Source organism: Halospeciosus flavus (genome assembly GCF_029814175.1).
In the GTDB taxonomy this organism is placed as follows: domain Archaea; phylum Halobacteriota; class Halobacteria; order Halobacteriales; family Halobacteriaceae; genus Halospeciosus; species Halospeciosus flavus.
The window spans coordinates 1,804,856-1,830,653 of record NZ_CP122312.1 but is presented as its reverse complement, the minus strand read 5'-3'; the positions used below and the strand labels follow the sequence as shown (position 1 = coordinate 1,830,653).

26 protein-coding genes, 3 tRNA genes and 1 pseudogene are annotated in these 25,798 nt (G+C 66.9%); 11 read left to right on the top strand and 19 right to left on the bottom strand.

Annotation, left to right across the window (positions count from 1 at the left end):
* Positions 1-153 precede the first annotated feature (153 nt).
* Positions 154-1,149, bottom strand: coding sequence for a PLP-dependent cysteine synthase family protein (locus P0Y33_RS09580; RefSeq protein ID WP_279527183.1), 996 nt, complete (start codon positions 1,147-1,149; stop codon positions 154-156).
* A gap of 110 nt (positions 1,150-1,259) precedes the next feature.
* On the opposite strand from P0Y33_RS09580, the gene P0Y33_RS09575 reads away from it, so the two are divergent.
* Positions 1,260-2,267 (top strand): hypothetical protein, encoded by a 1,008-nt coding sequence (locus P0Y33_RS09575; protein ID WP_279527182.1) that lies wholly within the window; start codon positions 1,260-1,262, stop codon positions 2,265-2,267.
* A 30-nt stretch (positions 2,268-2,297) separates the two neighbouring features.
* On the opposite strand, the gene P0Y33_RS09570 is transcribed toward P0Y33_RS09575, so the two are convergent.
* The 6 genes from P0Y33_RS09570 to P0Y33_RS09545 form a co-directional block, all read right to left on the bottom strand.
* Entirely contained in the window at positions 2,298-4,010 is a 1,713-nt protein-coding gene (locus tag P0Y33_RS09570) for an L-lactate permease (protein WP_279527181.1), read from the bottom strand.
* Between the two features lie 200 nt (positions 4,011-4,210).
* Positions 4,211-5,443, bottom strand: coding sequence for a CaiB/BaiF CoA transferase family protein (locus tag P0Y33_RS09565; protein WP_279527180.1), 1,233 nt, complete (start codon positions 5,441-5,443; stop codon positions 4,211-4,213).
* Positions 5,444-5,611: 168 nt separating this feature from the next.
* Positions 5,612-6,559 carry a phosphotransferase family protein gene (locus P0Y33_RS09560; RefSeq protein ID WP_279527179.1) on the bottom strand — a complete coding sequence of 316 codons (948 nt, stop codon included), beginning with the start codon at positions 6,557-6,559 and terminating at the stop codon, positions 5,612-5,614.
* Positions 6,560-6,669: 110 nt separating this feature from the next.
* Positions 6,670-7,830, bottom strand: coding sequence for an acyl-CoA dehydrogenase family protein (locus P0Y33_RS09555; protein WP_279527178.1), 1,161 nt, complete (start codon positions 7,828-7,830; stop codon positions 6,670-6,672).
* A 39-nt stretch (positions 7,831-7,869) separates the two neighbouring features.
* Positions 7,870-8,400: a VTT domain-containing protein gene (locus P0Y33_RS09550; RefSeq protein ID WP_279527177.1), complete on the bottom strand. Its 531-nt coding sequence runs from the start codon at positions 8,398-8,400 to the stop codon at positions 7,870-7,872.
* Positions 8,401-8,460: 60 nt separating this feature from the next.
* Positions 8,461-9,768 carry an oxidoreductase gene (locus tag P0Y33_RS09545; protein WP_279527176.1) on the bottom strand — a complete coding sequence of 436 codons (1,308 nt, stop codon included), beginning with the start codon at positions 9,766-9,768 and terminating at the stop codon, positions 8,461-8,463.
* A gap of 98 nt (positions 9,769-9,866) precedes the next feature.
* Between P0Y33_RS09545 and P0Y33_RS09540 the strand changes: the two genes are divergently transcribed.
* Both P0Y33_RS09540 and P0Y33_RS09535 read left to right on the top strand, forming a co-directional pair.
* Entirely contained in the window at positions 9,867-11,213 is a 1,347-nt protein-coding gene (locus P0Y33_RS09540) for an erythromycin esterase family protein (RefSeq protein ID WP_279527175.1), read from the top strand.
* 189 nt (positions 11,214-11,402) lie between these two features.
* On the top strand, positions 11,403-11,660 hold the full coding sequence (locus tag P0Y33_RS09535) for a hypothetical protein (protein ID WP_279527174.1): 258 nt from the start codon (positions 11,403-11,405) through the stop codon (positions 11,658-11,660).
* A gap of 255 nt (positions 11,661-11,915) precedes the next feature.
* On the opposite strand, the gene P0Y33_RS09530 is transcribed toward P0Y33_RS09535, so the two are convergent.
* The gene (locus P0Y33_RS09530; RefSeq protein ID WP_279527173.1) at positions 11,916-12,395 is read right to left on the bottom strand and encodes an Hsp20/alpha crystallin family protein; all 480 of its coding nucleotides are present in this window, start codon (positions 12,393-12,395) and stop codon (positions 11,916-11,918) included.
* Between the two features lie 301 nt (positions 12,396-12,696).
* Positions 12,697-13,224: a type IV pilin N-terminal domain-containing protein gene (locus P0Y33_RS09525; RefSeq protein WP_279527172.1), complete on the bottom strand. Its 528-nt coding sequence runs from the start codon at positions 13,222-13,224 to the stop codon at positions 12,697-12,699.
* 51 nt (positions 13,225-13,275) lie between these two features.
* On the opposite strand from P0Y33_RS09525, the gene P0Y33_RS09520 reads away from it, so the two are divergent.
* Positions 13,276-13,479 carry a hypothetical protein gene (locus P0Y33_RS09520; protein WP_279527171.1) on the top strand — a complete coding sequence of 68 codons (204 nt, stop codon included), beginning with the start codon at positions 13,276-13,278 and terminating at the stop codon, positions 13,477-13,479.
* Between the two features lie 43 nt (positions 13,480-13,522).
* Here the strand turns inward: P0Y33_RS09520 and tnpC are convergent, their stop codons facing one another.
* From tnpC to P0Y33_RS09505, 3 genes and pseudogenes are all read right to left on the bottom strand, one after another.
* Positions 13,523-14,920, bottom strand: coding sequence for an IS66 family transposase (gene tnpC, locus P0Y33_RS09515; RefSeq protein WP_211313754.1), 1,398 nt, complete (start codon positions 14,918-14,920; stop codon positions 13,523-13,525).
* A 140-nt stretch (positions 14,921-15,060) separates the two neighbouring features.
* Positions 15,061-15,222, bottom strand: a pseudogene (locus P0Y33_RS09510) (type IV pilin); the annotation flags it as partial.
* Between the two features lie 286 nt (positions 15,223-15,508).
* Positions 15,509-16,540 (bottom strand): ferredoxin--NADP reductase, encoded by a 1,032-nt coding sequence (locus tag P0Y33_RS09505; RefSeq protein WP_279527170.1) that lies wholly within the window; start codon positions 16,538-16,540, stop codon positions 15,509-15,511.
* A gap of 266 nt (positions 16,541-16,806) precedes the next feature.
* On the opposite strand from P0Y33_RS09505, the gene P0Y33_RS09500 reads away from it, so the two are divergent.
* Positions 16,807-17,346, top strand: coding sequence for a hypothetical protein (locus P0Y33_RS09500; RefSeq protein ID WP_279527169.1), 540 nt, complete (start codon positions 16,807-16,809; stop codon positions 17,344-17,346).
* 56 nt (positions 17,347-17,402) lie between these two features.
* Positions 17,403-17,840 (top strand): hypothetical protein, encoded by a 438-nt coding sequence (locus tag P0Y33_RS09495; RefSeq protein WP_279527168.1) that lies wholly within the window; start codon positions 17,403-17,405, stop codon positions 17,838-17,840.
* 49 nt (positions 17,841-17,889) lie between these two features.
* Here P0Y33_RS09495 and P0Y33_RS09490 read toward each other — a convergent pair.
* Together P0Y33_RS09490 and P0Y33_RS09485 are read right to left on the bottom strand one after the other, a co-directional pair.
* A tRNA-Ile gene (locus P0Y33_RS09490) sits at positions 17,890-18,002 on the bottom strand.
* Positions 18,003-18,117: 115 nt separating this feature from the next.
* Positions 18,118-18,190: transfer RNA gene (locus P0Y33_RS09485), tRNA-Asn, on the bottom strand.
* A gap of 127 nt (positions 18,191-18,317) precedes the next feature.
* On the opposite strand from P0Y33_RS09485, the gene cca reads away from it, so the two are divergent.
* Entirely contained in the window at positions 18,318-19,682 is a 1,365-nt protein-coding gene (cca, locus tag P0Y33_RS09480; RefSeq protein WP_279527167.1) for a CCA tRNA nucleotidyltransferase, read from the top strand.
* 6 nt (positions 19,683-19,688) lie between these two features.
* On the opposite strand, the gene P0Y33_RS09475 is transcribed toward cca, so the two are convergent.
* On the bottom strand, positions 19,689-20,696 hold the full coding sequence (locus P0Y33_RS09475) for a histone deacetylase family protein (RefSeq protein ID WP_279527166.1): 1,008 nt from the start codon (positions 20,694-20,696) through the stop codon (positions 19,689-19,691).
* A complete protein-coding gene (locus tag P0Y33_RS09470) occupies positions 20,693-21,130 on the bottom strand; it encodes a histone family protein (protein WP_279527165.1) in 438 nt (145 codons plus the stop codon). The genes P0Y33_RS09475 and P0Y33_RS09470 overlap by 4 nt, the downstream gene beginning before the upstream one ends.
* 149 nt (positions 21,131-21,279) lie before the next feature.
* On the opposite strand from P0Y33_RS09470, the gene P0Y33_RS09465 reads away from it, so the two are divergent.
* Positions 21,280-21,507 carry a hypothetical protein gene (locus P0Y33_RS09465; RefSeq protein ID WP_279527164.1) on the top strand — a complete coding sequence of 76 codons (228 nt, stop codon included), beginning with the start codon at positions 21,280-21,282 and terminating at the stop codon, positions 21,505-21,507.
* A 38-nt stretch (positions 21,508-21,545) separates the two neighbouring features.
* On the opposite strand, the gene P0Y33_RS09460 is transcribed toward P0Y33_RS09465, so the two are convergent.
* Positions 21,546-23,021: a single-stranded DNA binding protein gene (locus tag P0Y33_RS09460; RefSeq protein ID WP_279527163.1), complete on the bottom strand. Its 1,476-nt coding sequence runs from the start codon at positions 23,019-23,021 to the stop codon at positions 21,546-21,548.
* A 151-nt stretch (positions 23,022-23,172) separates the two neighbouring features.
* Between P0Y33_RS09460 and P0Y33_RS09455 the strand changes: the two genes are divergently transcribed.
* The 3 genes from P0Y33_RS09455 to P0Y33_RS09445 all read left to right on the top strand — a co-directional run bounded on the left by P0Y33_RS09455 (position 23,173) and on the right by P0Y33_RS09445 (position 24,700).
* Entirely contained in the window at positions 23,173-23,700 is a 528-nt protein-coding gene (locus P0Y33_RS09455) for a hypothetical protein (protein WP_279527162.1), read from the top strand.
* A 79-nt stretch (positions 23,701-23,779) separates the two neighbouring features.
* Positions 23,780-23,852 (top strand) — tRNA-Arg (locus P0Y33_RS09450).
* A gap of 200 nt (positions 23,853-24,052) precedes the next feature.
* Positions 24,053-24,700: a DUF309 domain-containing protein gene (locus P0Y33_RS09445; protein ID WP_279527161.1), complete on the top strand. Its 648-nt coding sequence runs from the start codon at positions 24,053-24,055 to the stop codon at positions 24,698-24,700.
* A 10-nt stretch (positions 24,701-24,710) separates the two neighbouring features.
* Here the strand turns inward: P0Y33_RS09445 and P0Y33_RS09440 are convergent, their stop codons facing one another.
* Complete coding sequence (locus P0Y33_RS09440; RefSeq protein WP_279527160.1) at positions 24,711-24,935, bottom strand: hypothetical protein; 225 nt, start codon at positions 24,933-24,935, stop codon at positions 24,711-24,713.
* Positions 24,936-24,942: 7 nt separating this feature from the next.
* Entirely contained in the window at positions 24,943-25,758 is an 816-nt protein-coding gene (locus tag P0Y33_RS09435; RefSeq protein WP_279530104.1) for a M48 family metallopeptidase, read from the bottom strand.
* Positions 25,759-25,798: the final 40 nt, after the last annotated feature.

Here is a 25,798-nt window from a genome sequence, read left to right as displayed (position 1 = left end):
TATTCGCCCCGTCCGATTATGTGTGGGCGTCCCCTCGTCCTAGATACACTCCTCGGAGGGGGGAGTGTGACGGGACGGACCGGAATCATCCGACGCCATCGGAACCTCGCCGGTCCTCTTCCCCGTCGACGGGAATCTCTCTCCTTTCTCATCTCACAGCACGTCTTCCCACAGCGGCAGGTGACGGTAGCGATCGCCACGGTCCGGGAACGGGACGACCACGACGTCGTCGGCGTCGAACGCACCCTCGGCGGCGAGTCGTTCGACGGCCGCGACGACCGCGCCGCTGGAGGTCCCGACCAGGAACTCCTCGCCGACGCGGAGGTGGTCGCGGACCGTCGGCGCGTCGTGCTGGCCGGTGTCGACGACTCGCACCTCGCGGTCGGCGTAGCGCTCGCGGAGCCACCGGGCGCACTCGTACGCGTCGGCCGTCGAGACGGTGAAGAAGTCGTCGAGCACCGACTCGTCGTACACGTCGGGGTCGTGGAAACGCGACCCGCGGGTGTACTTCAGACCGTCGATGGCGTGTTCGGGTTCGGCGGGTTCGAAGCCGTGGACGGTCACGTCGCCGCGGCGGTGGAGTGCGGTGCCGACACCCGTCACCGTCCCGCCGGTGCCCGCGCCGGCGACGAAGTGCGTGACCTCGCCGTCCGTCTGCCGCCAGATTTCGGGGCCGGTAGTGGCGGCGTGGACGCCCGGGTTCGCCGGGTTCGCGTACTGGTTGGGGCGGTAGTACTGCTCGGGGTTCGCTTCGAGGAGGTCCGCACACTGCTCCAACATCATCTCGTAGGTGGTCGCGCGTCGGACCCGTCCGCCGGCGGCCTGAATGGCCTCGATCTTCGTCTCGCTCGGTGACTCCGGCGTGACGATTTCGACGTCGTACCCGCGCGAAGACCCGATGCGCGCGAGCGCGGTCCCCGTGTTCCCGCTGGAGGGTTCGACGATGGTCCGCCCGCGAATCTCGTCGCGGGCCTCGGCGGCGTCGAGCATCGCCTTCGCGATGCGCGTCTTCACGGACCCGCCGCCGAACCCGCAGTCGTAGCAGTTGAACCACTCCAGTTTCGCGTACACCGTCGGGAGGACGTCGAGGTCGACCTCCACGAGCGGCGTCCGACCGATCGTCGACTCGTCGACGGGAGCCCCGGACATCGGTGAGTGATTCACCGAGGGTCCGGGTAAAGGACACGGCCGTTTCGTGTGCCGACGTGCCACGACGTGCTGTCGTCCTTTTATACACGTCTGGAGACAATTGAATATACATGTGGGGCTTCGATCAGGCAGCCGACAGTCGGCAGTGGCAATCCGTCGAATCACCGACACAGAAGACGCTCTACCAGGTGGTACAGACCGAGTCGGGACCGTTCGCGGTGGGCGGGTCCGGGACGGTCGTGACGCGCCACGAGGGTGAGTGGAAGACCGTCATCGAGGACGGGCCGGCGACGCGCAACAACGCGCTCCGGGGCATCGACGTGACCGACGACGGGAAGCGCGTCTGGTTCCTCGGCAACTCCGGGTCGCTGGGTTGCTACGACGTGAACGAACACCGGAAGTACGACTACTCCTTCCCCGAGGGGATGACTTCCACGTGGCGGGGTATCGCCGTCGCCGGGCCGAGCGGGAGCGAGAAGGCCCTCGCCTCCAACGGGAGCGGTGAGGTGCTCGCCTTCGCGATCGACGGCTTCGACGTCCAGTGGGGCGCCACGCGAAAGCCCGGGTCCGGGTCGACTATCGCGGCCCTCGCCGCGGGCCCCGACGGGACGGGTTACGCGGTCGACACCTCCGGGAACGCGTTCAAGACCACGAAAGAGGACGGGTGGGAGGATATCGGCGTCGTCAACGCCCAGACCACGTTCTACGACATCCACGCGACGGCCGAAGGGCGGGTGTACGTCGCCGCGGGGAGCGGGCGCATCTACCGCTACGACGACTCCTACCACTCGTGGACGCCCATCGACCTCGGGTCGGGCGCGCTCCACGCCTTCGACAGCGAGAAGCAGGCGTTGCTCGCCGCGGGGGCGGGTGGCCGCATCTTCCAGCGTACGCCGACGGACGACGCTCTCCGCTGGGACCGCCTCCACTCGCCGACGCAGAAGGCCATCCGCGACGTCGCCCTCGGCGAGTTCGACGTCGCCGTGACCTCCGGCGGTGGCATCCTCGTCCGCCCGGGGAGTCAGAACAGTCAGGACGGGACGTCGGCGGACGGCGACAACTACGAGAACCGCGGCGAACTCTGGGACGGCGCGAACGACGACTCCTCCTCGAACTGAGTCGGCAGAAAGAGGGGTTCGGGGTCCCGCTCAGAACGTCGACGGGAAGACGACGTAGGAGAAGAGCATCACGAGGATGCCCGTGGCCGTCGCGTAGTACGCGAGGGGGATGAGTTCGTAGCGGATGACCCGTCCCTCCTGGCCCACGAGGCCGACGACCGCGAGCGCGGCGACGACGTTGTGGACGGCGATGAGGTTCCCGATGGCACCCCCGACGGCCTGTGCGCCGACGAGGACCGTCCGGGAGACGCCGAGTTCAGTCGCGACGCCGTATTGGAACGTCCCGAAGAGGATGTCGCTGACGGTGTTCGACCCAGCGAGGAACGCACCGAAGGCGCCGACGAGCGGCGCGAAGAACGGGTAGATGCCGCCCGCGGTGTTCGCGGTGGCCGTCGAGAGCACCTGCAGCATGCTCTGGCCGCCGGTCGCGGTCCCCGACTGGATCATGATCTGGACGGTGCCGACGGCGAAGAGGAGTGCGACCGTCGCGGGCGCGACCTTCTGGATGGTCTCCGTCCACGCGCTCGTGATCTCCTGTTTCGACATGCCGTGGAGCGGAATCGTCAGCAGGTGGATGGCGAGGAACACCGCACCGGGGAGGTAGAGGAAGGCGAAGCTCCCACTCAGCCCCGTCCCGAGGATGTCCTGCCAGACGAGCACGAGCGTCGACTGGAGGAAGTCGGTGAGCGGACCGATCGTCCGCGTGGCGACGAGCAGCGCGGCGAGACCGACGTAGGGCGTCCACGCCTTCCAGAGCGGCATCTCGGCGGTGACGATACCGCCGTCCGCGGCGATGGCGCCGGACTTCGAGGAGGTCTCACCGGGTTCGATGTCGCCGGTCCAGTGCTCGGGCCAGTTCTCCTGCGGCCCGAAGTCCCACTCCTCGTCGGGGTGGAGGTAGCCGAGTTTGAGGACCGACACCGTGACGACGAGACCGATCATCGCGCCGAGGAGTCCGGGGAAGACTGGACCGAGGAAGTAGGCGGTCAGCCAGTAGGGGACGGCGAACGACGCCCACGCGAACAGACAGAGCGGGAGCGCGTCGAGTGCGGGCTCGATGGAGCGCTCCTCGCCGAAGAAGCGCGTCATCATCGCGACGCCGATGAACGGCAGCGCGATACCGACGATGGCGTGGTAGGTCGCCGCGAAGACCGCGATCTGTGCGACCCACTCGTGGACGGTCATCCCGGTGGCGGCGAGGTCGCTGGTGACCATCGCGGACTCCGAGAAGACGTCTTCGAGACCGATGACCAGCGGCGTCCCGACGGCGCCGAACGTGATGGCCATGATGTTGCCCGTGAGGGCGACGACGACGGCCGCGAGCGGCGGGAAGCCGAGTCCCACCAGGAGCGGGCCGACGACGGCGGCGGGCGTCCCGAACCCGGCCGCACCCTCGATGAACGACCCCATCAGGAAGACGAGGAGGACCACCTGCACGCGACGGTCCTCGCTCACCGAGGCGAACCCGGCGTTGATGGCGTCGAACGCACCGGTCTGCTTGAGCGTGTACAGCAGGAGCACCGCGCCGAAGACGATGAACAGGATCTGTGCCGCGGTGATGAACCCGGAGATCGTCGCGGCGGCGACCCACGTCGTCGACATGCCCCACCCAGCGATACCGACGAGCACCGCGACGACCCACGCGACCGGCATCGCGCGCGTCGCCGGCCAGTAGCGTGCGACCATCAGGTAGGCGATGCTCACGAGCGGGAGCACCGCCATGAGGATCTCGGCGACACTCATCGCCGACCCTCCGCCGACCGGCTATGTGTCCATGCAACACGAACCGTGACGTGACGTCTCATTACACAGCTATGTGAGGTAGTGTGTATAATAATCAATCATGTTCCGGACGTATTTGCTGGATGGCGATACATTGCTAACACTCACCAAATGGATACGATGGACTCCCGGATCCGTTCTCCTCCAGAAAGCGAGGGGTGCTACTCCCCGAACGCGCCGGCTTCGCGGAGGCGTTCGACGTCGGCGTCTTCGTACCCGTACTCGTGGAGTACCTCCTCGGTGTGTTCGCCGAGGAGTGGTGGGTAGCGCTCGACGCACGTGGGCGTCCGCGAGAGGTGCATCGGACTGCCCGGCATCTTCACCTCGCCCGCGGTCGGGTGGTCGACCCGTTCGAGCATCCCGCGCGCCTGGACCTGCGGGTCGTCGAACACCTCCGCCATGTTCCGGACGTCGCTCGCGGGGACGCCGTGTTCTTCGAGAACGGAGAGGAGTTCGTCGGTGTCGTAGTCGCCGAGTTCCTCGGCGAGCGTCGCTTCGAGTTCGTCGAGGTGGTCGACCCGGTCGGCGTTCGTCTCGTATCGCGGGTCGTCGACGAGGTCCTCGCGGTCGATGGCCGTACAGAACTTCGGCCAGATGTTCTCCGAGGGGACGGCGACGACCACGTAGCCGTCGCGCGTCTCGAACGCCTGGTAGGGTGCGAGATTCGGGTGTTTCGACCCCATTCGCCCCGGGGACTCGCCGGTCGCGAAGTAGTTGAGCGCCTGGTAGGACGTCCACGCGACCTGTCCGTCGAGGAGGCTGACGTCGACCTTCTGTCCGACGCCGTCGCCGAGTTCGCGTTCGAGGAGCGCGGCGAGGATCGCCTGCGTGGCGTACATCCCGGCGCCGATGTCGGCGAGGGCGACGCCGATGCGGACGGGTGGGCCGTCCTCTTCGCCGGTGATAGACATCATGCCGCCGCGCGCTTGCATCATGATGTCGTAGGCGGGCGCGTCGCGGTCCGGTCCCCACTCGCCGTAGCCGGAGAGTTTGCAGTAGACGAGTTCGGGGTTCAGTTCCCGCAGGGTCTCGTAGCCGAGGTCCCACTTCTCCATGGTGCCGACGCGGAAGTTCTCGACGACGACGTCGGCCTCGCTCGCGAGGTCGCGGAACACCTCCCGACCGGCCTCGGTCTCGAAGTCGAGTTCGACCGAGCGCTTGTTCCGGTTGACGCTCAGGTAGTAGGCGGCCTCCTCGCTGTCGCCGTACGTCGGCGGGTGCCACCCGCGCGTCTGGTCGCCGGTGCCCGGTCGCTCGACCTTGACGACCTCGGCGCCGAGGTCACCGAGTTGCATCGTACAGAACGGACCGACGAGGACGCGCGAGGCGTCGAGCACCGTCAGGCCGTCGAGCGGGCCGGTGTCGGTCTCGGGGGTGCGGGCTTCACCGACCATTAGCGACTCCTCCGTGTGGTCGTTCGAACCATAGTCGGCGGTTCGATAGACGGTCACATAAGCGTCGACACTCCGGTCGCCGCGTACCGGGTGCTCCAATCGGGTTCGAGTCGGGTTGGAGACCGACTGGAAGTAGACTGGAACGACATCGTCCGGAGTCGTCTCCCCTCACTCGGCGTCGAGGGTGTCGCGGAGGACCTCGCGGAACGTCGCCGCGAGGCCGCGTTTCTCCGCCGTGTCGAGTGGGCCGCGCTGGACGTGTAGCGACCGGAGGTAGGAGACGAAGTTCACTACCCGGAACGCGGCGGCCCGCCGGTCGAGACCCTCGGGGAGCGACCGCACGGACTCGTAGCCCGCGTGGAACGCCGAGTAGGCCGCGTCGCGGCCGTCGTCCGGTCCCTCGAAGGTCGGGCCGACGGTCCGCCAGTAGTCGTACTCGGGCGGGCCGGCGAGTGCGTGTTCGAAGTCGAGGACACAGGTGACGGTCCCGTCCGTGACGCCGACGTGTGCCGGGAGCCAGTTGCCGTGACAGAGCACCGGGTCGCCGACGCCCTCGAACACGGCCGGCCGCGCGCGCAGGAACTCGCGGACGTCGGCGGCGAGCGCGGCACTCTCGTCGTCGCCGACGCGTCGGAGGAACGTCACGCAGTCGTCGACGTGGTCGGCGGCCGTCGCGGCCCACGACTCGTGGGGGTCGAGGCGGAGTTCGGGGTCCTCGCGCGGACGGCCCGCGAGGAAGCCACAGGACTCGACGGCCGACTCGGTTTCGGCGTGGAGCGTCGCCAACCCTTCGCCCATCGCGCGGGCCTTCTCGGTGGAGACGGTGTCCGCGTCGGGGTCGGGTGCGTCGTCGCACCACTCGGCGACGAAGAACCCGTCGCCGGCGGCCAGTACGCGTGGGACGGGGAGGGACGTCTCACGCGCGACGTAGCGGAGGGCGGCCGCCTCCATCGACAGGTCGGCCTTCGGGCCGCGCGCGACCTTGCAGACCGCGTGAGTGCCGTCGACGCGGACCTCGTAGACCGCGTGCGGCGGGACGGCGTGGAGTTCGGCGCGGACGTCGTAGTCGTCGGTGAACGATGCGAGTGCGTCGGAGACCGTTCGTGGATTCGTCATGGTCGGACAGCCGTAGCCGACAGCACTGCCGCTACGGCCGGGAGAAGCAGAGAGTGCGGTGGCGCTCGCGTCGAACGAGTCCGCCGGAGCGGTCGCGGCCCTCGACTCGACTACTCGTAGGCGGCGAACCCGGTCAGTTCCTGACCGAGGACGAGCGTGTGGATGTCGTGAGTTCCCTCGTAGGTGTAGACGGTCTCCATGTTCGCGAGGTGGCGCATCGGCGAGTAGTCGGTGCTGATGCCGTTGCCGCCGAGTTGCTCGCGGGCGAGGCGGGACATCTCGCGAGCCATCCGGACGTTGTTGCGCTTGGCCATCGACACCTGCTGGGGCGTGAGGTCGCCGCGCTCTTTGAGCTCGGAGAGCCGGTGGACGAGCAGTTGCGACGTGGTTATCTGGGTGGCCTGCTCGGCGAGTTTCTCCTGCTGGAGTTGGAACTTGCCGATGGGCTTGCCGAACTGCTCGCGGTCGGTGGCGTACTCGCGGGCCTCCTCGAAGGCGTCGCGGGCGGCGCCGACCGCCCCCCAGGCGATGCCGTAGCGGGCCTGCGTGAGACAGGAGAGCGGTCCCTTCATCCCCTTCACGCCCGGCAGGACGTTCTCCTCGGGGATGCGGACGTCGTTGAGACCGATTTCGCCCGTGATCGAGGCGCGCAGCGAGAGTTTCTCCTCGATCTTGTTCGTGGAGACGCCGTCGCGGTCCGTCTCGACGAGGAAGCCGCGGACGGTGTCGTCGTCCGAGCGGTCTTTCGCCCACACGATGGCGACGTCGGCGATGGGGGAGTTCGTGATCCAGGTCTTCGCGCCGTTGAGGACGTACTCGTCGCCGTCCTTCTCGGCGCGGGTCTCCATGGCCGAGGGGTTCGAGCCGTGTTCGGGTTCGGTGAGACCGAAGCAACCGACCGCCTCACCCGTCCCCATGTCGGGGAGCCACTTCTCCTTTTGCGCCTCGCTGCCGTAGGCGTGGATGGGGTACATGACGAGTGCGCCCTGCACGCTGGCCATCGAGCGCAGGCCGGAGTCGCCGGCTTCCAGTTCCTGCATCAGGAGTCCGTACGCGCGCTCGGAGACGTTGGGAAGGCCGTACCCTTCGAGGTTCGGCGCGTAGAAGCCCATCTCGCCCATCTCGGTGATGAGGTCGGTCGGGAACGTCCCCTCGACGAAGTGCTCGCCGATGTCGGGTTTGACCTCCTGCTGGACGAACTCTCGGGCCGTATCGCGAATCATCCGCTCCTCGGCGTCGAGGTCCGCTTCGAGGTCGACGAAGTCTAACATCGTTCGAAGAGAGAGGAATATAGGGAATAAACGTTGTCGTTACACGACTGCCAGGAGTCCCCCCGCGATGCCGACCACGACGAGGAGTCGGAGGACGGTCCCGACGAACGCGGCGGCGGCGAACTTCGGGTACTCGGTCTCGACGGCGCTGAACGCGTATATCGAGACGGTGTCGGGCGAGCCAGGGACCGCGAGCGCGGCCGTGAGTCCGAGGTAGCCGTGGTCGCGCACGAACTCACCCAGTCGGTCTTCGAGGGCGACGAGGACGTCGACGCGGAAGCGCTCGAACAGGTCCCGGGCGTGGCCGGTGCGCGTCGCGCTGTTGCCGAGCGAGAGCGCGAAGACGCTCCCGGCGGCCTTCCCGGCGGCGCTGACGCCGACGACGAGTGCGAGTTCGCCCCACCCGGGGAGGCCGAGTTCGATGGGCGCGAGGAGGACGAGTTCGCCGGGGAAGGGGAGGACGACCGCGACGAGGAACGAGTAGAGGAGGATGAGCGCGAGACCGGGCCACCCGGTCGCGGAGCGGACGAGGAGGTCCGGCGACGGGACGACGGGGAGCGTCGAGAGCACGTCTACCCCTAGTTGGTGATGGTCCCCCGTAGGTTTTGTCGCCCGTCGTGTGTCCCGTGCTCACGACTCTCTATCCGTCTCCCGCTCGCGACGACGGCGGGCGGCCTCGCGCCGGACGGCCGGCGTCCGACACACTCCCTCGGCGCCCGTGGCCTGCGGGACGACGCAGTTGTTGCAGTTCTCGCAGGCGACCGCGTCGGCCCCCGACTCGTCGAGGAGTTCGGCCCCGAGTCGTGGTTCCGCGTAGAAGGGCCGGCCGACGCCCACGAGGTCGCAGGCGTCACCGAGCAGGGCGTCCATCCGCGTGCGCTCGCGGACGCCGCCCTCCAGCATGACCGGGACGTCGTCGTCGACCTGTTCGCGCACCCGCCGACAGAAGTCGGCGTTCCACGCGGGTTCGAAGTCGTAGCGCCGCGCCTCCACCCAGTTGGCGAGCGCGATGAGTCGCCAGCGCAGCGGCCCGCCGAAGGCCGCCTCGTAGCCCGACTCGAACGGGCCGGCCCGCCACGCGCGCTCCGGGAACGCGCCCCGGATCAGGCTCGTGTCCCAGAAGGTCGACCCCGTGACGGGGACGAGGGCGTCGAAGCCCGCCGCGGCCGCACGCTCGCAGAGGTCGACACCGTCGGCGAGCGAGAGGTGGCGGCGGACGAACGGTGGGACCTCCGTCTCCGCCGGGATTTTGGTGATGATCGGCACGTCGTCGCCGACCCGGTCGCGAATCTCGTCGTGGAGGCGTTCGAGGAAGTGGAAGCCGTCGGCGAACTCGTCGTCGCGGCGGTTGTAGTACGGTGAGAGGAACTGCTGGACGATGCCCATGTTCGCGCCGGCGACGTGAATGCCGTGGTAGCCGGCGTCGACCAGGCGTTCCGCGGCGCGCCCGAAGTCGGCAGCGAGGTCGGACACCTCGTCGGTGGTGAGGACGTGCGGGTCGTAGTCGAGGAAGCCCGTTCGGTCGAGCGCGCGGAGCAGGCGAGGTGGCTCGGAGACGGCGAGTTGTTCGAGGTCGGGGTGGTCCTCGTGGTAGGCGGCGTGCCAGGTCTCCATGCTCCGGAGGCCGCCGTGTTCGAGTTGGGCGAACACCCGGCCGCCGTGGGACTCGACCGCCTCGGGGACGACGTCGAGGTCCGCGACGAACGCGGGGTCGTGGACGCGGGTCATGTTCGGCGCGGCACACCCGCCCTCGCCGCGGACGATGGTCGCGCCCTGGCAGACCAGACCCACCCCGGATTCGGCGGCGGGTTCGAGTTCGTCGACGAGCGTCTCGGCGGCGTCCGGCCCGTTCCCCGCGCACTCCAGGAGAGGCGCCCGGTAGAGGCGGTTCGGGAGGTCGACGCCGCCGAGAGAGACGGGGTCGTCCAGGTCGGGCATGGTCGAGGCTACAGCGCGGAGACACAAAACGGTGCACCGGGCGCGGCGTACGAGGGGCGGCCGTCATACATTTCCTCGGACCGTCCGGACTGTCGTGTATGTCACTCACCGGACGGAAGTTCTGGTCCGAACCCGACGGGGTGGACCGCGCGGCCGCAAACGTCCGCGAGCGCTCGCGCGTCGTCGACGGGCCGGCCGACCTCGACGACCTGGTCGAGCGAGTGGCCGACGCCGAGTGTGTCCTGCTGGGTGAGGCGACTCACGGCACCTCGGAGTTCTACCGCTGGCGAGCGCAGTTGAGCGCGCGGCTGATACGCGAACACGACTTCGACTTCGTCGCCGTCGAGGGCGACTGGACGAGTTGCTACCGCGCCAACCAGTTCGTCCGCGGGGACGAGTCCGGTCCGGAGACGGTCCGCGACCTCCTCGGCGGGTTCGAGCGCTGGCCGACGTGGATGTGGGCCAACTGGGAGATGGCGGAGTTCTTCGAGTGGCTTCGCCTCCACAACGAGGAGTTCGAGGACGACGCCGACCGCGTCGGCTTCTACGGACTCGACGTGTACGGACTGTTCGAGTCGTTGCACGCGGTGCTCGACTACCTCGAAGACGAGTACCCCGAGCACGTCGAGGAGGTGAAGGAGGCGTTCCGCTGTTTCGAACCCTACGGCGAGGACGCCCGCGAGTACGCGAAGTCGACGCGAATGGTCCCCAAGACCTGCGAGGACGAGGTGGTGGAGTTGCTCACCTCGATGCGCGAGCGGGCGGCCGAACGGGCCGTCGAGAACGCCGAGACCCACGAGGAGGCGTTCGACCTCGAACAGAACGCGCTCGTCGCGAAGAACGCAGAGGACTACTACCGCACGATGGCGAGCGGACACGGCGACTCCTGGAACGTCCGCGACGAGCACATGGTCGAGACGCTCGGCCGCCTCAAAGACCACCACGACGGCGGGAAGGCCATCGTCTGGGCGCACAACACGCACGTCGGCGACGCCCGCGCGACGGACATGGAGTCGAAGGGCCGCATCAACATCGGGCAACTCGCCCGCGAGGAGTGGGGCGACGACGACACCGCCGTCGTGGGCTTCGGCTCTCACCGCGGGTCGGTCGTCGCCGCGGACGCGTGGGGCGACCCGATGGAGGAGATGGACCTCCCCGCCGCGAAATCCGGGAGCTACGAGGACGTCTTCCACGCCGCGGGCGGCGAAGACCGCCTCCTGTTCACCGACGACGTCGCGGACGACGACGCCCTCGCGGAACCCCGCGGCCACCGCGCCGTCGGCGTCGTCTACCACCCCGCCGCCGAGGGGGGCAACTACGTCCCGACCGACCTCCGCGAACGCTACGACGCCTTCCTCCACCTCGACGAGACGACGGCGCTCCACCCCGTCGACCTCCACGCCGAACGCGAACACGTCCCCGAACTCTACCCATCGGGTCTCTGAGCCGTCGGTCTCCGGGGAGAGTTACCGCCGTTCCAACTATTCTGTGGTACATTGTACCAACCCGACGCCCCCGTCCGATTTTCTGACGTCGGGTAGAGTTTCCAAATAGATATTCTCTGAATAGAAATATGTTGGTCCGCCACAATAATGAAAACCGTTCCGTCCGTTAGAACGAGATGGGTGGTAGGTATGCTGGTCGACCCTGGTCCAGACCGATCTGATACGCGGGCGCTACTCGCAAAGTTCCGTCAGATGCTCGCTGCCGTCGGTGTCTACGATGCCGCTCTCGCCGCGATTCCGCTCGCGCTCGTCGCCGGGGCGCTCGTCGGTGCGAGTCAGTTCCTCCCCATGCACGCCGGCGTCTCCGCGGGGAGTCTCGGTGGCATCGCCGCGATCGGATACTGCGCGTTCTGGAACCCGCCACTCGCCGACGACGACTCGGCGTAGCCGCCAATCCCCGCTCGCCGCCTGGAACGACGGTCTCGACTCGCTACCTCGTCTTCACGTGCCGCCGTTCTCTCTTCACTTCTCTCCACCGTACCTCGCCCCACTCTACCCACCTCACCTCACTCCACCGCACCTCGCCTCACTTCACCACACCCTGCCTCACCTCACCGCTCCTTTCCTCGACGTCGTACCGACTACGTCGCCGTCACGCGCCGTCGGCGAAAAGAAGAACGGAACCGCGTCGACTGCGGCCGGTCAGCGGATCTCGATGGAGTGTGTCTCCTCCCCTTCGGCCTTCGGTAGTGTCACCGTGAGGACGCCGTTCTGGTACTCCGCTTCGGCGCCCGCCTCGTCGACCGGGCCGGGGAGGCGAATCTGCCGGCGGATGGAGCGAGTGCTGCGCTCTTTGCGGATGACCGAGCGCTCTTCCTCGCCTTCGCCCTCGCCCGCGCCGGTTGCTTCGGTCTCGGACTCGCTCTCGCTTCGCGCCTCGACGTGGAGGACGTCGTCGTGGACGCTGAGGTCGATGTCCTCGGGTTCGAAGCCGGGGAGGTCCGCGGTCACCTCGTAGGCGTCGTCCGACTCGGCGATGTCGACCGAGACGGTCCCGAAGGCGCTCCCCGAGACGCCGGCGGGCGCCGTTTCGCCTCCTTCGCCGCCCTCGAACTGTCGCTCGAACTGTTCGCTGAGTCGCTCCAGCGTCCGTCGCATCTCCTCGAACGGGTTCCGCGCCATACACGAGGAACACCGGATGGCTCGAACTTGAACGCGGTGGCCGGGGGTGTGACGGCCGGGTCGACAGCCTGCGGGAACGGCGTCGTTCAGTACGTGATGACTTCGTAGTCGTCGGCGACGAGGGCACTGTGCGATTCGGTGCCGGCGAGATTCACGATGGCTGCTTTCGTCACGTGTGTAGTCGACGGCGCCGGGTGAGGTGACTGTGGAGTCGGTGGTGGCTGCTGGGAGTCGGGAGAGATACGTTTGCAACTGGTGATGAAATCCAGGCCCTGCTGCTACAAAAAAGAGGCGAGCTAAATTAGTTGAGCTCGACCTGTGTCGAGGTGATGACCGAGTTCGACGGCTGGTGGACGATTTTCACAGTGTAGGTCGTGCCAGAACTAAGGTTCGTCGTAGTCCCTTTGTCGTAGATGTTCCACGTTTCGCCTACCGTGAAGGTACGGACAGATTTAGACGAGCCGGTGACGATAGCGCCCCCACCCTCTCGGAGAGCGAGCGCGTCGGCCCCATAGTTGCTGGTGGGTTCGATGGTTTCGACAGTCGACCCGCCTTCTTGGATGATGACCGTCATCTCGTTGTAGAGCAGGTCGTTGCCTCCCTTGTGTTCGATTGTGAAGGCATTCGTGTCGTTACTGTATGTCGCCGATGCGTCTGTAACAGAGACCTGGCTCGTTGGTCCAGTGCTACCAAGGTTACTACCGAGGTCGAGGACGAAGGCCCCGATAACGGCTGCGAGGATGACCGTGATAGCGACCATCAGGATGACACCGATAACTGGTGACACACCACGGTCGTCGACGTTGAAGTCGAGGTTGAATGAGCGCATTAGTTACTGCACCTCCACCTGCGTCGAAGTGATGACAGAGTTCGACGGCTCGTGGATGACCTTGACGGTGATGGTCTGACCACTGGTGAGAGTGTCAGTCGTTTCCTTAATATCGAAGGTTTCGCCGACACTCAAGGTACTATCGCTACCGAAGCTCCACGTTGCGTTAACGTTCCCACCATCCGCATTCTGGACGATAACGTTGATGTTCCCCTCCTTGAGGTCGTCACCGCCTTTGTGCTCAACGATGACTAGAGAGTCAGCGTCGTTGTCAATTGTTTCGCTCGAATGTACGTGTTTACCCCGAGGACGCAACAGCGGGCACAGCCTGAGCTCGTGAAATCATCTCGTTGTCTCGAGCGATTCGCTTGAACTCATCGTAGGGATTGCGTCCCTGCTGGCGGCAGGTCGCCAGCAGGGACAGCAGCGTCTCATGCACAAACATGCCGCGGTCGTTGCGGAGCGTTCCGATGAGCTTCCGGAGAACCACTGGCTCACGAAGCGCATTTTCAGCGGCGTTGTTCGTTGGGGAGACCGCTGGCTCACCGATGAAGGTGAGCCAGTGGTCAAGGCCTCCTTCGATCTTGCCAAGTAGTGTTGCCACTGGTCCGTCGGGAACTGACCGCTCTATCAGCGATTCAAGCTCTCTCCGCGCCACACGTTGGAGTTCTGCTCGCTTACGGACTGTCAAGTCGCTCTCCAGCCGAGTCTGGAGAGCGACGTACAGCTGTTTGAGAGCACGATAGATCGGTTCGCCTTCCGCCTGCTTCTCGGCGGCGTCTTCAGCCTCCCGGAGAATATGCGCCCAACACCGCTGGAGGTTGCTGCTGAAAGCCGGATACGCCGTCCAGCCATCACAGACGACCGTTCCCGCGAAGTCCTCGCCAAGGACTTCCGCGGGAACATCACTTCCTCGACTCTCCCTGACCGCGTACAGCGTGTGGTTCTCGGTGGTGAACGTCCAGATCCATGCCTGTTCGCCGTTGCGTTTGATTCCAGTCTCGTCAATGTGGACGACGTCGGCTTGCTGGATCTGGCGTCGAATCTGCTCGTACTTACAGCGACCGGCGCGCGCAGCGCGCTCGGTCGCGTGCCACGCGGACGCGCCTGACAGCACCAGTCCGTGGAGTTGTTCGAAGCGGTCGCCGATCTTCCGGTAGGGAAGGCGGTGGTCGTACCGAGAGAGCGCCGCCTGTGCGATGACGTTCACCCCGAACTGCCCCTCATCGGGGCAGTCGGGGTGTGAGGCCACAGTCTCGGCACCACAGGAGTGACACTCGTAGTGGTGGCGGTTGTACTGTGTGACTTCCGGTGGCTGTGGATCAGGGAGTTCCTCGACGAGTCGGGGGCTGACGCCCGCCGACTCGTCGAACGCTTCACCACAGTCTGGACAGCAGTCACAGGTGACCTCGATTTCTCGATCTGGGTCAGGAGCGTCGCGCCATTCCGGGTCGTGTCCAGACATTCGGCCGGGCGTGCCACCGTCAGTCCGTGGCTGTTCGTCGTCCTCGTCCCCGCCGGACGAGGACGACTCCTCTTGGTCCGATTGGTCCTTGCTCGGCGGTGTATGGGGTCCCTCGTACCACCGAAGCTTGGCTCTGAGCCGCTTGTTCTCCTCTCGGAGCTTTTCGTTTTCTTCCTCAAGCGCAGCAAGACGGTCGAGGATCTCTTCTTTGGTCGGCTCCGAAGAAGTCATGAACAGACGAGACGGGATGGTCTCCGATCCGGAGACCATCCCTCGAGGGTACACTCACTCGCCTGTTGCATCGATCTACGTCATTTGTTTCTCGGTCCCTACGAGAGACTACCGAAATCGATCTGGGGCTAAACACGTACGCTCGAATTATCACTCACAGCGAGCTGTGTCTGCGGACCGGTGCTACCGAGCTGACTGCCGAGGTCGAGGACGAAGGCCCCGATCACGGCGGCGAGAATGACCGTGATGGCGACCATCAGGATGGCGCCGATGACCGGCGATACACCCCGATCGTCGTCCATGTCGAGTGGGTTGTCGATCTGCATGTGTTATCCAAGCGGAACGATGGCGGCCACCTACTTAAAGAGCGTGGCGAACTCGGTTGATTTTATTGGAAAGTAAAGATGTGTCTATCCGCTCGCTCGGACTCGGCTCCGCGGTCGTCGCGTCGCCGCCGATTACGGGGGAGTCACGCGGGACGCGACTGTCTCTACGACGTCGTTCGGACACGCGCCACAAAAGGAGTGTGGCCGTATCGAGAATCGTTTCGTGGAGGAGCGATACCGCGGCGTCGGGCGGGGCGGGGCGTTATCCGAAGCCTTCGGCCTCGATACAGTCGTCGGGGACGCCGATGCGCTCGACGACGTCGGTGAGGCTGAACACCATCGCGGAGACGCCGCAGGCGTACACGTCGGTCGCGCGCGGGTCGATGCGGGCCTCGATGTCGGAGTCCGGTTCGCGGCTGACCCACTCGTGGACGAACTCGTCTGTCCGGGTGATGGTGTCGGCGTCGACGTGTTTGAGCAGGGCGTGCTGGACGTAGTCGGTCTCGCCGTCCCAGTCGGTGAGGTACGGTTCGCGGCTGAGACAGGGGACGAAGTGGAAGTTCTCGTGTTCGGCGTCGAGGTCGCGGAAGAACTCCCGGTAGGGGAGGTCGTCCTCCCACGCACAGCCGAGGAAGAGCCAGACGTCGCGTTCGACGCCCTCGAAGACGTCCTGGCCGGTGTCGAAGGCACACTGGATCATCCCCTTGAGCGGGGCGACGCCGGTGCCCGTCGCGAGGAACACCATGTCGTTGGTCGAGGGTTCGTCGAGCACGAGTTCGCCGTAGGGCCCGCGGACGCAGACGTCGTCGCCGGGTTCGAGGTCGTTGCAGATCTGCGGCGAGAGTCGCCCGTCGGGGACGCGCCGGACGCAGAGTTCGAGTTCGTCCTGCGTCGGCGAACTCGCCAGCGAGTACGCCCGCGACGTGCCGTTGTACTTGAAGCCGACGTACTGCCCGGCGAGGTAGTCGAACTCGTCGTCGACGGCGAAACTCGCGCGGACGAGCATCGGCCGTGGGCGCGTACACCGGGCGAAGAGCGCGTCGACCTGCTGGGCGAGGTCGTGGTGACCGTCGCACATCAGGGCGTCGCGGAGGTCGTCCCAGGTCGACGGGTCCGCGTCGAAGGGGTACTCCCCGTCGAGTCCCGCCGCCTCGAGGTCGCGAGCGATCGCCGCGCGGGCCTCCTCACGTCGGTCACGGTCCATGGACACGACCTCCGTCACGGTCGCCGGCTCGGTGACGAGCGGCAGGTCCGCGACGGTGTCGGGTCGGGACTCGTGCTCGGGAACCGCCATACTCGACTCTCCCCGACCCTGGTTCATAGGTATATCGGAAGATTATCACGTTGACACTCGTTCTCAATGGTCGTTCATTAGCATAATTCCGGGGTCTCGGGGAGTGCTCCGTTCACGAGCTGTCGGTATCGTTACTGTATAGCACAGGGCATAGCTCTCTGGTCCCCACGCCTGCTCCTGTCGGCACCAACTCCGTCCACTCCTCCGCCTCGGCCACCCGCTCGCGGCGCCGATAGCGTGATGGCCCCGTCCGGCGAACTCCTCGTGTGACACGTCACAGGTTCGGTCGCGTCGCCGTCGCGTTCGTCTGTCTCGTCCTCCTCGCCGGGTGTGCCGGTGTCGCCCCGCCCACGGACAGGGACGACCCCACCGGGAACGACGTCCGTGTCTCGGTGTCGAGCGACGCCGACCGGGCGTACGTCCTGACCGTCGGCGTCGCGCCCGCGAACCACACCGGGTTCGCCGTCGAACTCGCGAACGGAACGGTGCGGGAGTACCCCGACGTAGCCAACGTCGAGGCCCTCCCGGACGCGGTCGTCTCGCGTACGGTCTCTGTCCGCCCGTTCGGCGACGCGGTCCAGACGCGAACCTTCCGCTGGGACGGCCCGCAGGGCGCGACGGTCGTCTTCCGCGACGTCCCGCGGAACGCGACCGTCTACTACTCCGTCGGCTACCCACGCGGGGACGAGCCGATGCGGACCGTCGGCTTGCTGACCTGCGGCCCCGCCGCCACGATGGCGGACGTCTCGATCCGCGTCGACGCCGAGGGATACATCTCGGTCGGAAACCACTGCCTGTCGGACTGAGCGGAGACAGGTCACCCGACCGAAACGTTATAGTCGCGACGCGTTCCGTGCCGAGTATGTCGGAGTCAGACACGCGTGACGTCCCCCAGTCCCCGAACTTCGTCGAGGGTGCGTGCTACGTTCGCCAGGAACTCCACGACCAGTTCGGCGGCCAGCGACAGTACGGCATCTCGACGCGGGCGGACTACCCGGTCGTCTTCTTGTTCACGAGCGACGCCGGCGACGAGTACGGCTACGACGACCACTTCGAGGACGACCACTTCGTCTACTCCGGCGAGGGTCGCGTCGGCGACATGACGATGGAGCGCGGCAACGAGGCGATTCGGGACCACCGCGAACACGGCGACGAACTCCACCTCTTCGAGGAGACCGACGAACGGGGCGTCGTGCGCTACCTCGGCCAGTTCGAGTACGTCGACCACTTCTGGGAGCGGGCGGAGGACGTGAAAGGGAACGTGCGCGACGCCGTCCGTTTCGAACTCGAACGGGTCTGAGACCCCGACATCTCTCTGTTCGACGGTGGGACGGTTCGGAGAATCTGTATGGGCCCTGGCGGATTTGAACCACCGATCACCCGGTGACTCACAGCCCCTCACACGAATTGTCAGGGAGCTGGTATGAGCCGGGGGCTGTAAACCAGACTGAGCTAAGGGCCCACTACAGACTACAGTATCTGGTGCGTCGACTTTAGCCTACCGGGATGGAACGTCACCGGACGCCGGTATCGACGGACTCACAACTGGTCGGGTGAAAACGACGTGTGAGAAAGGACGCCGCCGCCAGGGCTCGAACCTGGGACAACCTGGGTAACAACCAGGTGCTCTACCAACTGAGCTACGGCGGCTCGTTCTTCGCATTCCTACGTAGTGGACTGCTTTTGATATGGCTTTCGTTTCTCCGGCCGTGAGGGTGGTATTGACACCGTCGTCGGCACCGACACGCTTTCCCGCCGACCGCGAGTAGCGCGGACCATGTCCGACGAGGAGTTAGCGGCCGTCCTCGACGCCGTCGGCGAACGGGTGGACCCGACCCCCGACGAGCGCGAGCGACTGGCCGACGCCGTCGAGCGACTGAAGGACCGCGCCCGCGACGCGCTCGACGAGGTCGCCCCCGACGTCGACGCCGACCTCGTACAGGTCGGCAGCACCGCACGGGGGACGTGGATCAGCGGCGACCGCGACATCGACCTGTTCGTCCGCTTCCCGGCCGACCTCTCGCGTAGCGAACTCGAACGCATCGGTCTCGCGGTCGGCAACGAGACGCTCCCCGAGGGTCACGAGGAGTACGCCGAGCACCCCTACGTCGTCGGGACGTTCGAGGGGTATGACGTCGACCTCGTCCCCTGCTTCGACGTCGAGGCGGCCACCGAGATCCGGACCGCCGTCGACCGGACGCCGTTCCACAACGCCTACCTTCAGGAGCGACTCACCGACGACCTCGCGGCAGACGTCCGCCTGCTCAAGCAGTTCCTGAAGGGAATCGGCGCCTACGGCTCGAACCTGAAGACTCGGGGGTTCTCCGGCTACCTGACCGAACTGCTCGTCGTCGAGTACGGCGGGTTCGTCCCGGTCCTCGAGACCGCGGCCGACGAGTGGCTCCCGCCGGTGAAACTCGACCCGGAGGACCACGCCGCCGAGACCTTCGACGACCCGCTGGTCGTCATCGACCCGACCGACCCCGAGCGCAACGTCGCGGCCGTCGTCTCCGCGGAGAACGTCGCGCGCCTCCAGCACTACGCCCGCGACCTCCTCGACGACCCGGACGAAGACCGTTTCTACCCGGACCTCGTCGAACCGCTCTCGCCCGCGGACGTCCGCGTCCACCTCGACCGGCGCGGGACGACGCCGCTGGCCGTCCGATTCGGGGCGCCCGACCTCGTCGAGGACCAACTCTACCCCCAACTCCGCCGCTCGCTCGACGGTCTGGAGCGAGGTCTGGAGAACGCCGGATTCGACGTCCTCCGGACGGCGACGTTCGCCGACGGCGACGCCGTGCTCTTCTGTGAACTCGCCGTCGCGGAACTCCCGGCCGTCCAGCGCCACGACGGCCCCCCGGTCCACGTCCGCCAGCACGCCGAGGGGTTCTACGACAAGTACGAGGAGGCCGACGCGTACGGCCCGTTCCTCGACGGCGAGCGCTACGTCGTCGAGCGCGACCGGGAGGTCAGGACCGCAGAACAGTTCGCCCGCGAGAAACTCGACTCCGTCGCGCTCGGCCAGCACGTCGCGAGCATCGTCGACGCGGGCGACTACGACGTCCTGGTCGACGACGAAGTAGCCGACCTGGCGAACGACTTCGGACAGGCGCTCGCGACGTACTTCGACCCCGAGCCGTAGCGCCCCTCAGAGGTCGTGGACGTCGCGGACGTCGTCGAGGATGTCCGCGACGGCTTCGTCTACGTCTTCTTCGTCCGGTTCGACCGGTCTGAGCCCGTCGAACACCTCGTGGACCATGCCGACGCTCTCCGAGAGGATATCGAGGCTGTACCCGCCTTCGAGGACGAACCCGAGACCCGCGTCGCAGGCGTCGGCGACGTCGCGGACGCGCTGGGTCAGGTGGCCGTAGCCGTCGGTCGAGAGGTGCATCCGCGAGATGGGGTCGTGACGGTGGGCGTCGAAACCCGCGCTCACGAGCAGCAGGTCGGGGTCGAAGCGCTCCATGGCCGGACGGAGCACGTCGTCGAACGTCGCGAAGTACTCCGGGTCGCCCGCGCCCGCGGGGAGGGGGACGTTCAGCGTCGTCCCGTCGCCCGCCCCCTCGCCGGTCTCGTCGACCTCGCCGGTTCCGGGGTAGAGTCCGTCTTCGTGGATGGAGGTGTAGAAGACGTCCTCGCGGTCGTAGAAGATGTCCTGGGTCCCGTTCCCGTGGTGGACGTCCCAGTCGAAGATGGCGACGCGCTCGGCGTCGCCGCGGTCGATGACGTGCTGGGCGGCGACGGCGGCGTTGTTGAGGAAGCAAAAGCCCATCGCGTCGTCGATGGTCGCGTGGTGACCGGGCGGGCGGCCGATGGCGAAGGGGGTCGCGCGGCCGTCGTCGCCGGCGGCGGCGCGCCGGGCCGACCACATCGCGAGTCCGGCGGCGGCGAGGGCGGCGTCCCACGTCTCCTCGACGGCGGTCGTGTCGGGGTCCCAGTTGCCCCCGCCGTCCGCGCAGAACTGGCGAATCTCCGCGACGTACTCGTCGTCGTGGACGGCCATCGCGTCGCTCTCGTCGGCGGAGTCGGCCGAGCGGTAGTCGACGGCGTGTTTCTTCGAGAGACCGCGACGGATGGCCCGGAGTCGGTCGGGGGTCTCCGGGTGGCGCGGGCCGGGGTCGTGTTCGAGACAGACCTCGTCGAAGCCGAATCTCATTCGCAGACTCGGAAGTAGGTGTCGACGTCCTCCGCCTGGACGGTGCGACGACCGGCGTGTTCGGCGAGGACGCGTGCGCCCTCGGCGGCGTCGGCCGCGAAGTCTTCGAGGCGGTCCGCGAGTGCGACGCGGGCGTCCTCGGAGACGCGATACTCGTCGGGGATGTCGAGGCGGGCGATTCGGTCGACCGGTGCGATGGGGAGGGCCAACTCCGCTCGCTCGGGGAGGTCGGCCGGGTCGACGCCGAAGTCCTCGACGCGTAGCGTCTTCCGGCCGTCTTCGGTCGCCCGTTCGGCCGCCGCCGACGCGAGCTCTGCCCCACGGGACTGGATCCGTCGGGCGAGTTCCGCGGCCGCGTCGGCGCTGACCCGCAGGTCACCCGCGTGCTCCCGGATGATGGTGTCCACCGGGGCAAACGGGAGTTCGACGCTCATACCCTCCAATCGGTGTGGTGGCTTCCTTAACGTTTTCCTTGCGTGCCACGACACCGACTCACAGACGGGCGTCGATAGCCGGCGGTCGGCACTCGCTCGTACCTGCCACCACGCCTTTGTCGGCGGCGCTTCGACCCTAGTGTGTAATCATGGCCAAGAACCCACACCAGGCGCCCGCCGAGGACGTCGCCGACCAGGAAGTGGAGGCCAACGAGGAAGAGGCAGAAGAGGTCGTCGAGGAACGACGTGAGGCCGAAGAGGAGTACCGCGAGGAGCAGATTCGCGAGGAGATCGAACACGAGGACGAGGCCCGCGAGGGCGAAGCGGTCGAGCAGGCCAACCCCGACAACTACCGCGACGACGAAGACCACGACTAACGTCGCGACCGTCTTCTTTCGCCGTCTCGTCGGTCCCGTCAGCGAACTTCGTCTGCGTCGAGTCGTCCGTCCTGGAGCGTGCCGGACACCGTGATTTCCTCGCCGAGCGTCACGTCCGCGTCGGTGTCGACGCTCATCGTCTCTTCGCCGTCGTCGAGGATGACCGGCGACCCGGCCTGGACGACGACACCGGTGAACTCGGTGACCTCCGTCGTCTCGGTCTCGCCGCCCGCACCGGCCGCGGCCGCGGTCTTCGTCTCGCTCCCGGGGCTCTCGGTGGCGTCTGCGTCGCTGCTACTGGGCGACTCGCCGTCCTCGAAGGCGTCAAGCCCTTGGCTCTGTGTCTGCCCGCGCGAGGCCGACTGGGACGTCGCGGACCCGCCCGCGTCGCCTTCGGCCGTCGTCGCGCCGTCTTCGAGTTCGATGACGGTGGTCTGCCACCCAGCGGAGGCCTCGATGTCGTCCTGCCAGCCGTCCTGAATCTCGACGTCGGTGAACAGCACCTCGTCGCCCGGCCCGATGTCGAGGTCGGCCTTCTCGCCCCACATCGCGACGCGGAGGTCGCCGGTCTCGTCCTGGAGGCGGACGTTGCGGACTTGACCCTCGGAGCCGTCGTCGCGGTCGAAAGTCCGCTTCTCGTCGACCGAGCGGACGACGCCCGCGATGTCGGTGGTGTCGCCGATTTCGAGCGTCTCGATGGGCGTACCAGCCGGGACGAACTCGACGTCCTCGTCGACGCGCTCGACCGTCCCGCGGTTGCCCACGTGGAGTTCGAGCGACCCGTCGCGCTCGCGGACGTAGCCGTCGACGACCTCGACGGTCTCGTCGACCTCGAACTCCTCGGAGAGGTCGGCCTTCTCGTCCCAGAGCGTGACGCGGACGCGGCCGGTCTCGTCACCGAGGAGGACGTTCGAGACCTTCCCCTCGGAGCCGTCGTCGCGGTCGAAGGTGCGAATCTCGTCGGTCCCGAGTACCGTCCCGACGAGCGAGACGTCCGAGACACCCATCGAGAGGTCCTCGACGCGGTAGGTGTCTTGGACCTGGACGTCGACCTCTTCGTCTTCGTCGACTTCTGCTTTGTCGACGCTCACTTCGACGCCGTCGTACCCTTCCTGCGGGCGGCCCTTGATGCGGAGGACCTGGCCGACGTCCAGCTCTTCGGCCGCGTTGACGGCCTGCTGGTCCCAGAAGGTGATTCGGATGCTGCCCGTCTCGTCCGCGACGTCGGCGTTGAGGACGCGGCCGTCCTCCTCGTCTTCGCCGTCTCGCTCGAAGGTCCGGACGTCGCCGAGGCTCGTGACCTTGGCGACGAACTTCGCTTCGTCCATCTCGGGTTCGACGTCGGCGATACCGCCGACTTCCCCGTCGTCGAGCTCGTGGGCGATGAGCATCGCGGCGGTCTCCTCGTCCGCGAGGCCCCCCATCTGCTCGACCTTCGCCTCGACCGCCTCCCGGAACTCTTCGAGGGAGACGTCGGTGTCGAGGTCTTCGTAAGTCTCCTCAATCGCGCCCATAATAATCGTAGTTCAGCACAGGGTAGGCGTGCCGATAAGGGTTGTCCTTGGGTCGATCCATCGCTCCGAGGTGGGGGCGCCATCGTACTTGAGTGTGGGTGTGGGTCGCGGCCACCACGGCTAAACGAGGGTCACCCGAAAGGCTGTAACGATGGCTCGGTACGTCGGCCTCAGCAGACGCGCCCTCGCTGCCGTCGGCGTCGTGGGACTCTTCTTCGTCGCCCTCGGACTCGCCTTCTCGTTCGGCGTCGTCGACGTCCCCGGCAGCGGCGGGCCCGGAGGGGCCGGCGGAGCGAACGAGTCGACCGCCGGGGTCGACGCCCGGACCGCCCCCGCGGGTCGCGTCGGCCAGTACGACTTCGACGTCGTCCGCGTCCGGACGTGCGGGTTCGCCTGCCGGAACGTGACGACGCGGCTCACGAACGTCGGCAACGACACCGCCCAAGACGTCACCGTCCGCACCCGTATCTACACCGGCGACGAACTCCTCTGGCAGGACCGCGAGCGGGTGGGCTACCTCCCTCCCAACGAGACCTACCGCGACACCGTGACGGTCGAACTCTCCTACGTCGAGGCGGGAACGGTGAAGGCACACGGCGGGAACATCACCATCGTCACGACGATCTCCTCGGCCGAGGCCGAGTACACCTTCGCCCAGCACCGCGACGTGACGGACTGACGCCCTACCGTGGCTTTCCCTCCCATTGACCCGTCCGATTCGTAACCGCTTTATGTGCACCCCGAATACGTAGAGATGAGTCCGGGTAGGGTAGTGGACTATCCTCTTGGCTTGCGGAGCCAGGGACCGGAGTTCAAATCTCCGTCCGGACGTTCCTTCACTTTGCTACGCGACGAGCGTTCCGCTCGTCGCTTCGCTTCGTTCAGTCACGTCCGGCCGTGCCCACGCTCGCTCCGCTCGCGTGGACTCCGTCCGGACGCTACATTTTCGCGACACTAACTGACGAGCGACGCCCGTCGTCTCCTTATATACTCTCGTCGGGTACATAAGTGACCGTCACGAACCTTCTCCCATGCACGACGCCCTCCGCGCCGGCGCGGCGCTGTTCGCCGCCGGCCACTACCGTGCCGCCCACGAACCGTGGGAGGAGGTGTGGCACGACGTCCGCGCGGCCGACGGCGACGACGCCGAGGAGTCCGACGACCGCGACGAGCGACTGCTCCAGGGACTCGTCCAGTACGCGGCGGCGGTCCACCACGCCCGCGAGCGCAACTGGGCGGGCGCGACGGGCCTCGCCGAGAGCGGCCGAGAGTACCTCGACGGACTCCCGAACGACTACCGGGACGTCCGTGTCGGGTCCGTTCGAGAGGCACTCGCGGCGCTCGAAGCCGACCCCGAGCGCGTCGAGCGGCGGTCGCCCGAACCCGTCGTCGTGGACGGGGAGGTCCCCGCGCTCACCGACCTCGACCTCGACGCGACGCTTCTCGCGGCGCCGGCGCTCGCCGAAGCGCTGGGCTACGACGAAGAGTTCGACGTCGAGACGGGTGTCGAGTACGCCCGCCGCGACGTCGCGGACGGTTCGGAGCGCAGTAAGTTCGTCCGGTTCGTCTTCGACTTCGTCCGCGACGCCGAACACCGGGCCATCGTCGCCCAGCGACTCGACCAGCACGTCGACCGGCGGAGACGGAAGGAAGAGGACGTGAAGGGACTGTTCGGGTAGCGAGTCGCGACTACAGCGACTGGACGGCGATGAACACGGCGACGCCCAGCAGGGCGACGCCCGCCACCCGGACGAGGTGAATCATCCACTGCGGGAACTCGTCCTCGCCGTAGGGACCGCGTCGACGCTGTGACCGGCCGACGAGCTGGACGCGGACGATACCCTCGGGATAGGCCAGACAGAGCACGCCGAGCGCGGCGCCGAGGACGACCGCGAGGAGTGAACGGAGGTCCATCGCGAACTTACGAGCGGAGGCGCTCGATGCGCTTCTCGACCGGCGGGTGCGTCGCCAGGATCTGGCTGAGGAACCCGTGACTGGAGTCGAAGATGCAGAGCGCGCTGAGTTCGCGGTCGACCATTTCTTCGCGGCCGTGGTGTTGGGTGGCCTGATTGCCGCGGGAGATCTTCTCCAGTGCGCGGGCGAGCGGGTCGCCGCTGCCGATGTACTGCCGGGCGTCCTCGTCGGCGACGTACTCGCGGTAGCGCGAGATGGCGAGGACGAACACCATCACGACCATCTGGACGAGGTTCCCGACCACGATGGCGAGGAAGAAGTCCGCCAGGTCGTTCTCCCCGGTCATCAGGACCGCCCACTGCGCGACGATGGCGACGACGGAGGCGACGCCCTGGCCGAGCACCATCATCACGACGTCGCGGTTCTTGATGTGCGCGAGTTCGTGGGCGATGACGCCCTCGAGTTCGTCGCGTTCGAGGAGGTGCATGAGTTCCTCGGAGATGACGACGACGCCGGCGCCCTTGCGGCCGACGGCGAAGGCGTTGGGGACGCCCATCCGGGCCTTCATCAGTCGGGGCTTCTCGATTCCCATGTCGCGGCTCAACTGCTCGACCCGGTCGTGAATCTCGCTGTAGCGCTGTTCGTCGAGGTCCTCGGCCTTGACGCTCCGGAGCGCCGACCACTTGCCGACCTTGTACTGGACGGCGACGAGGGCGATACTCCCGAGAATCGCGAGCGGGAGGATGCCGGTTCCCCAAATCGCCATCGCGGCGACGACCGCGACGGCGTAGAAGGCGAACAGGATGGACCCGACGAGGGCCATCCGGACCTTCAACTGGAAGTGTTCCATGTGTGCGTAGGAG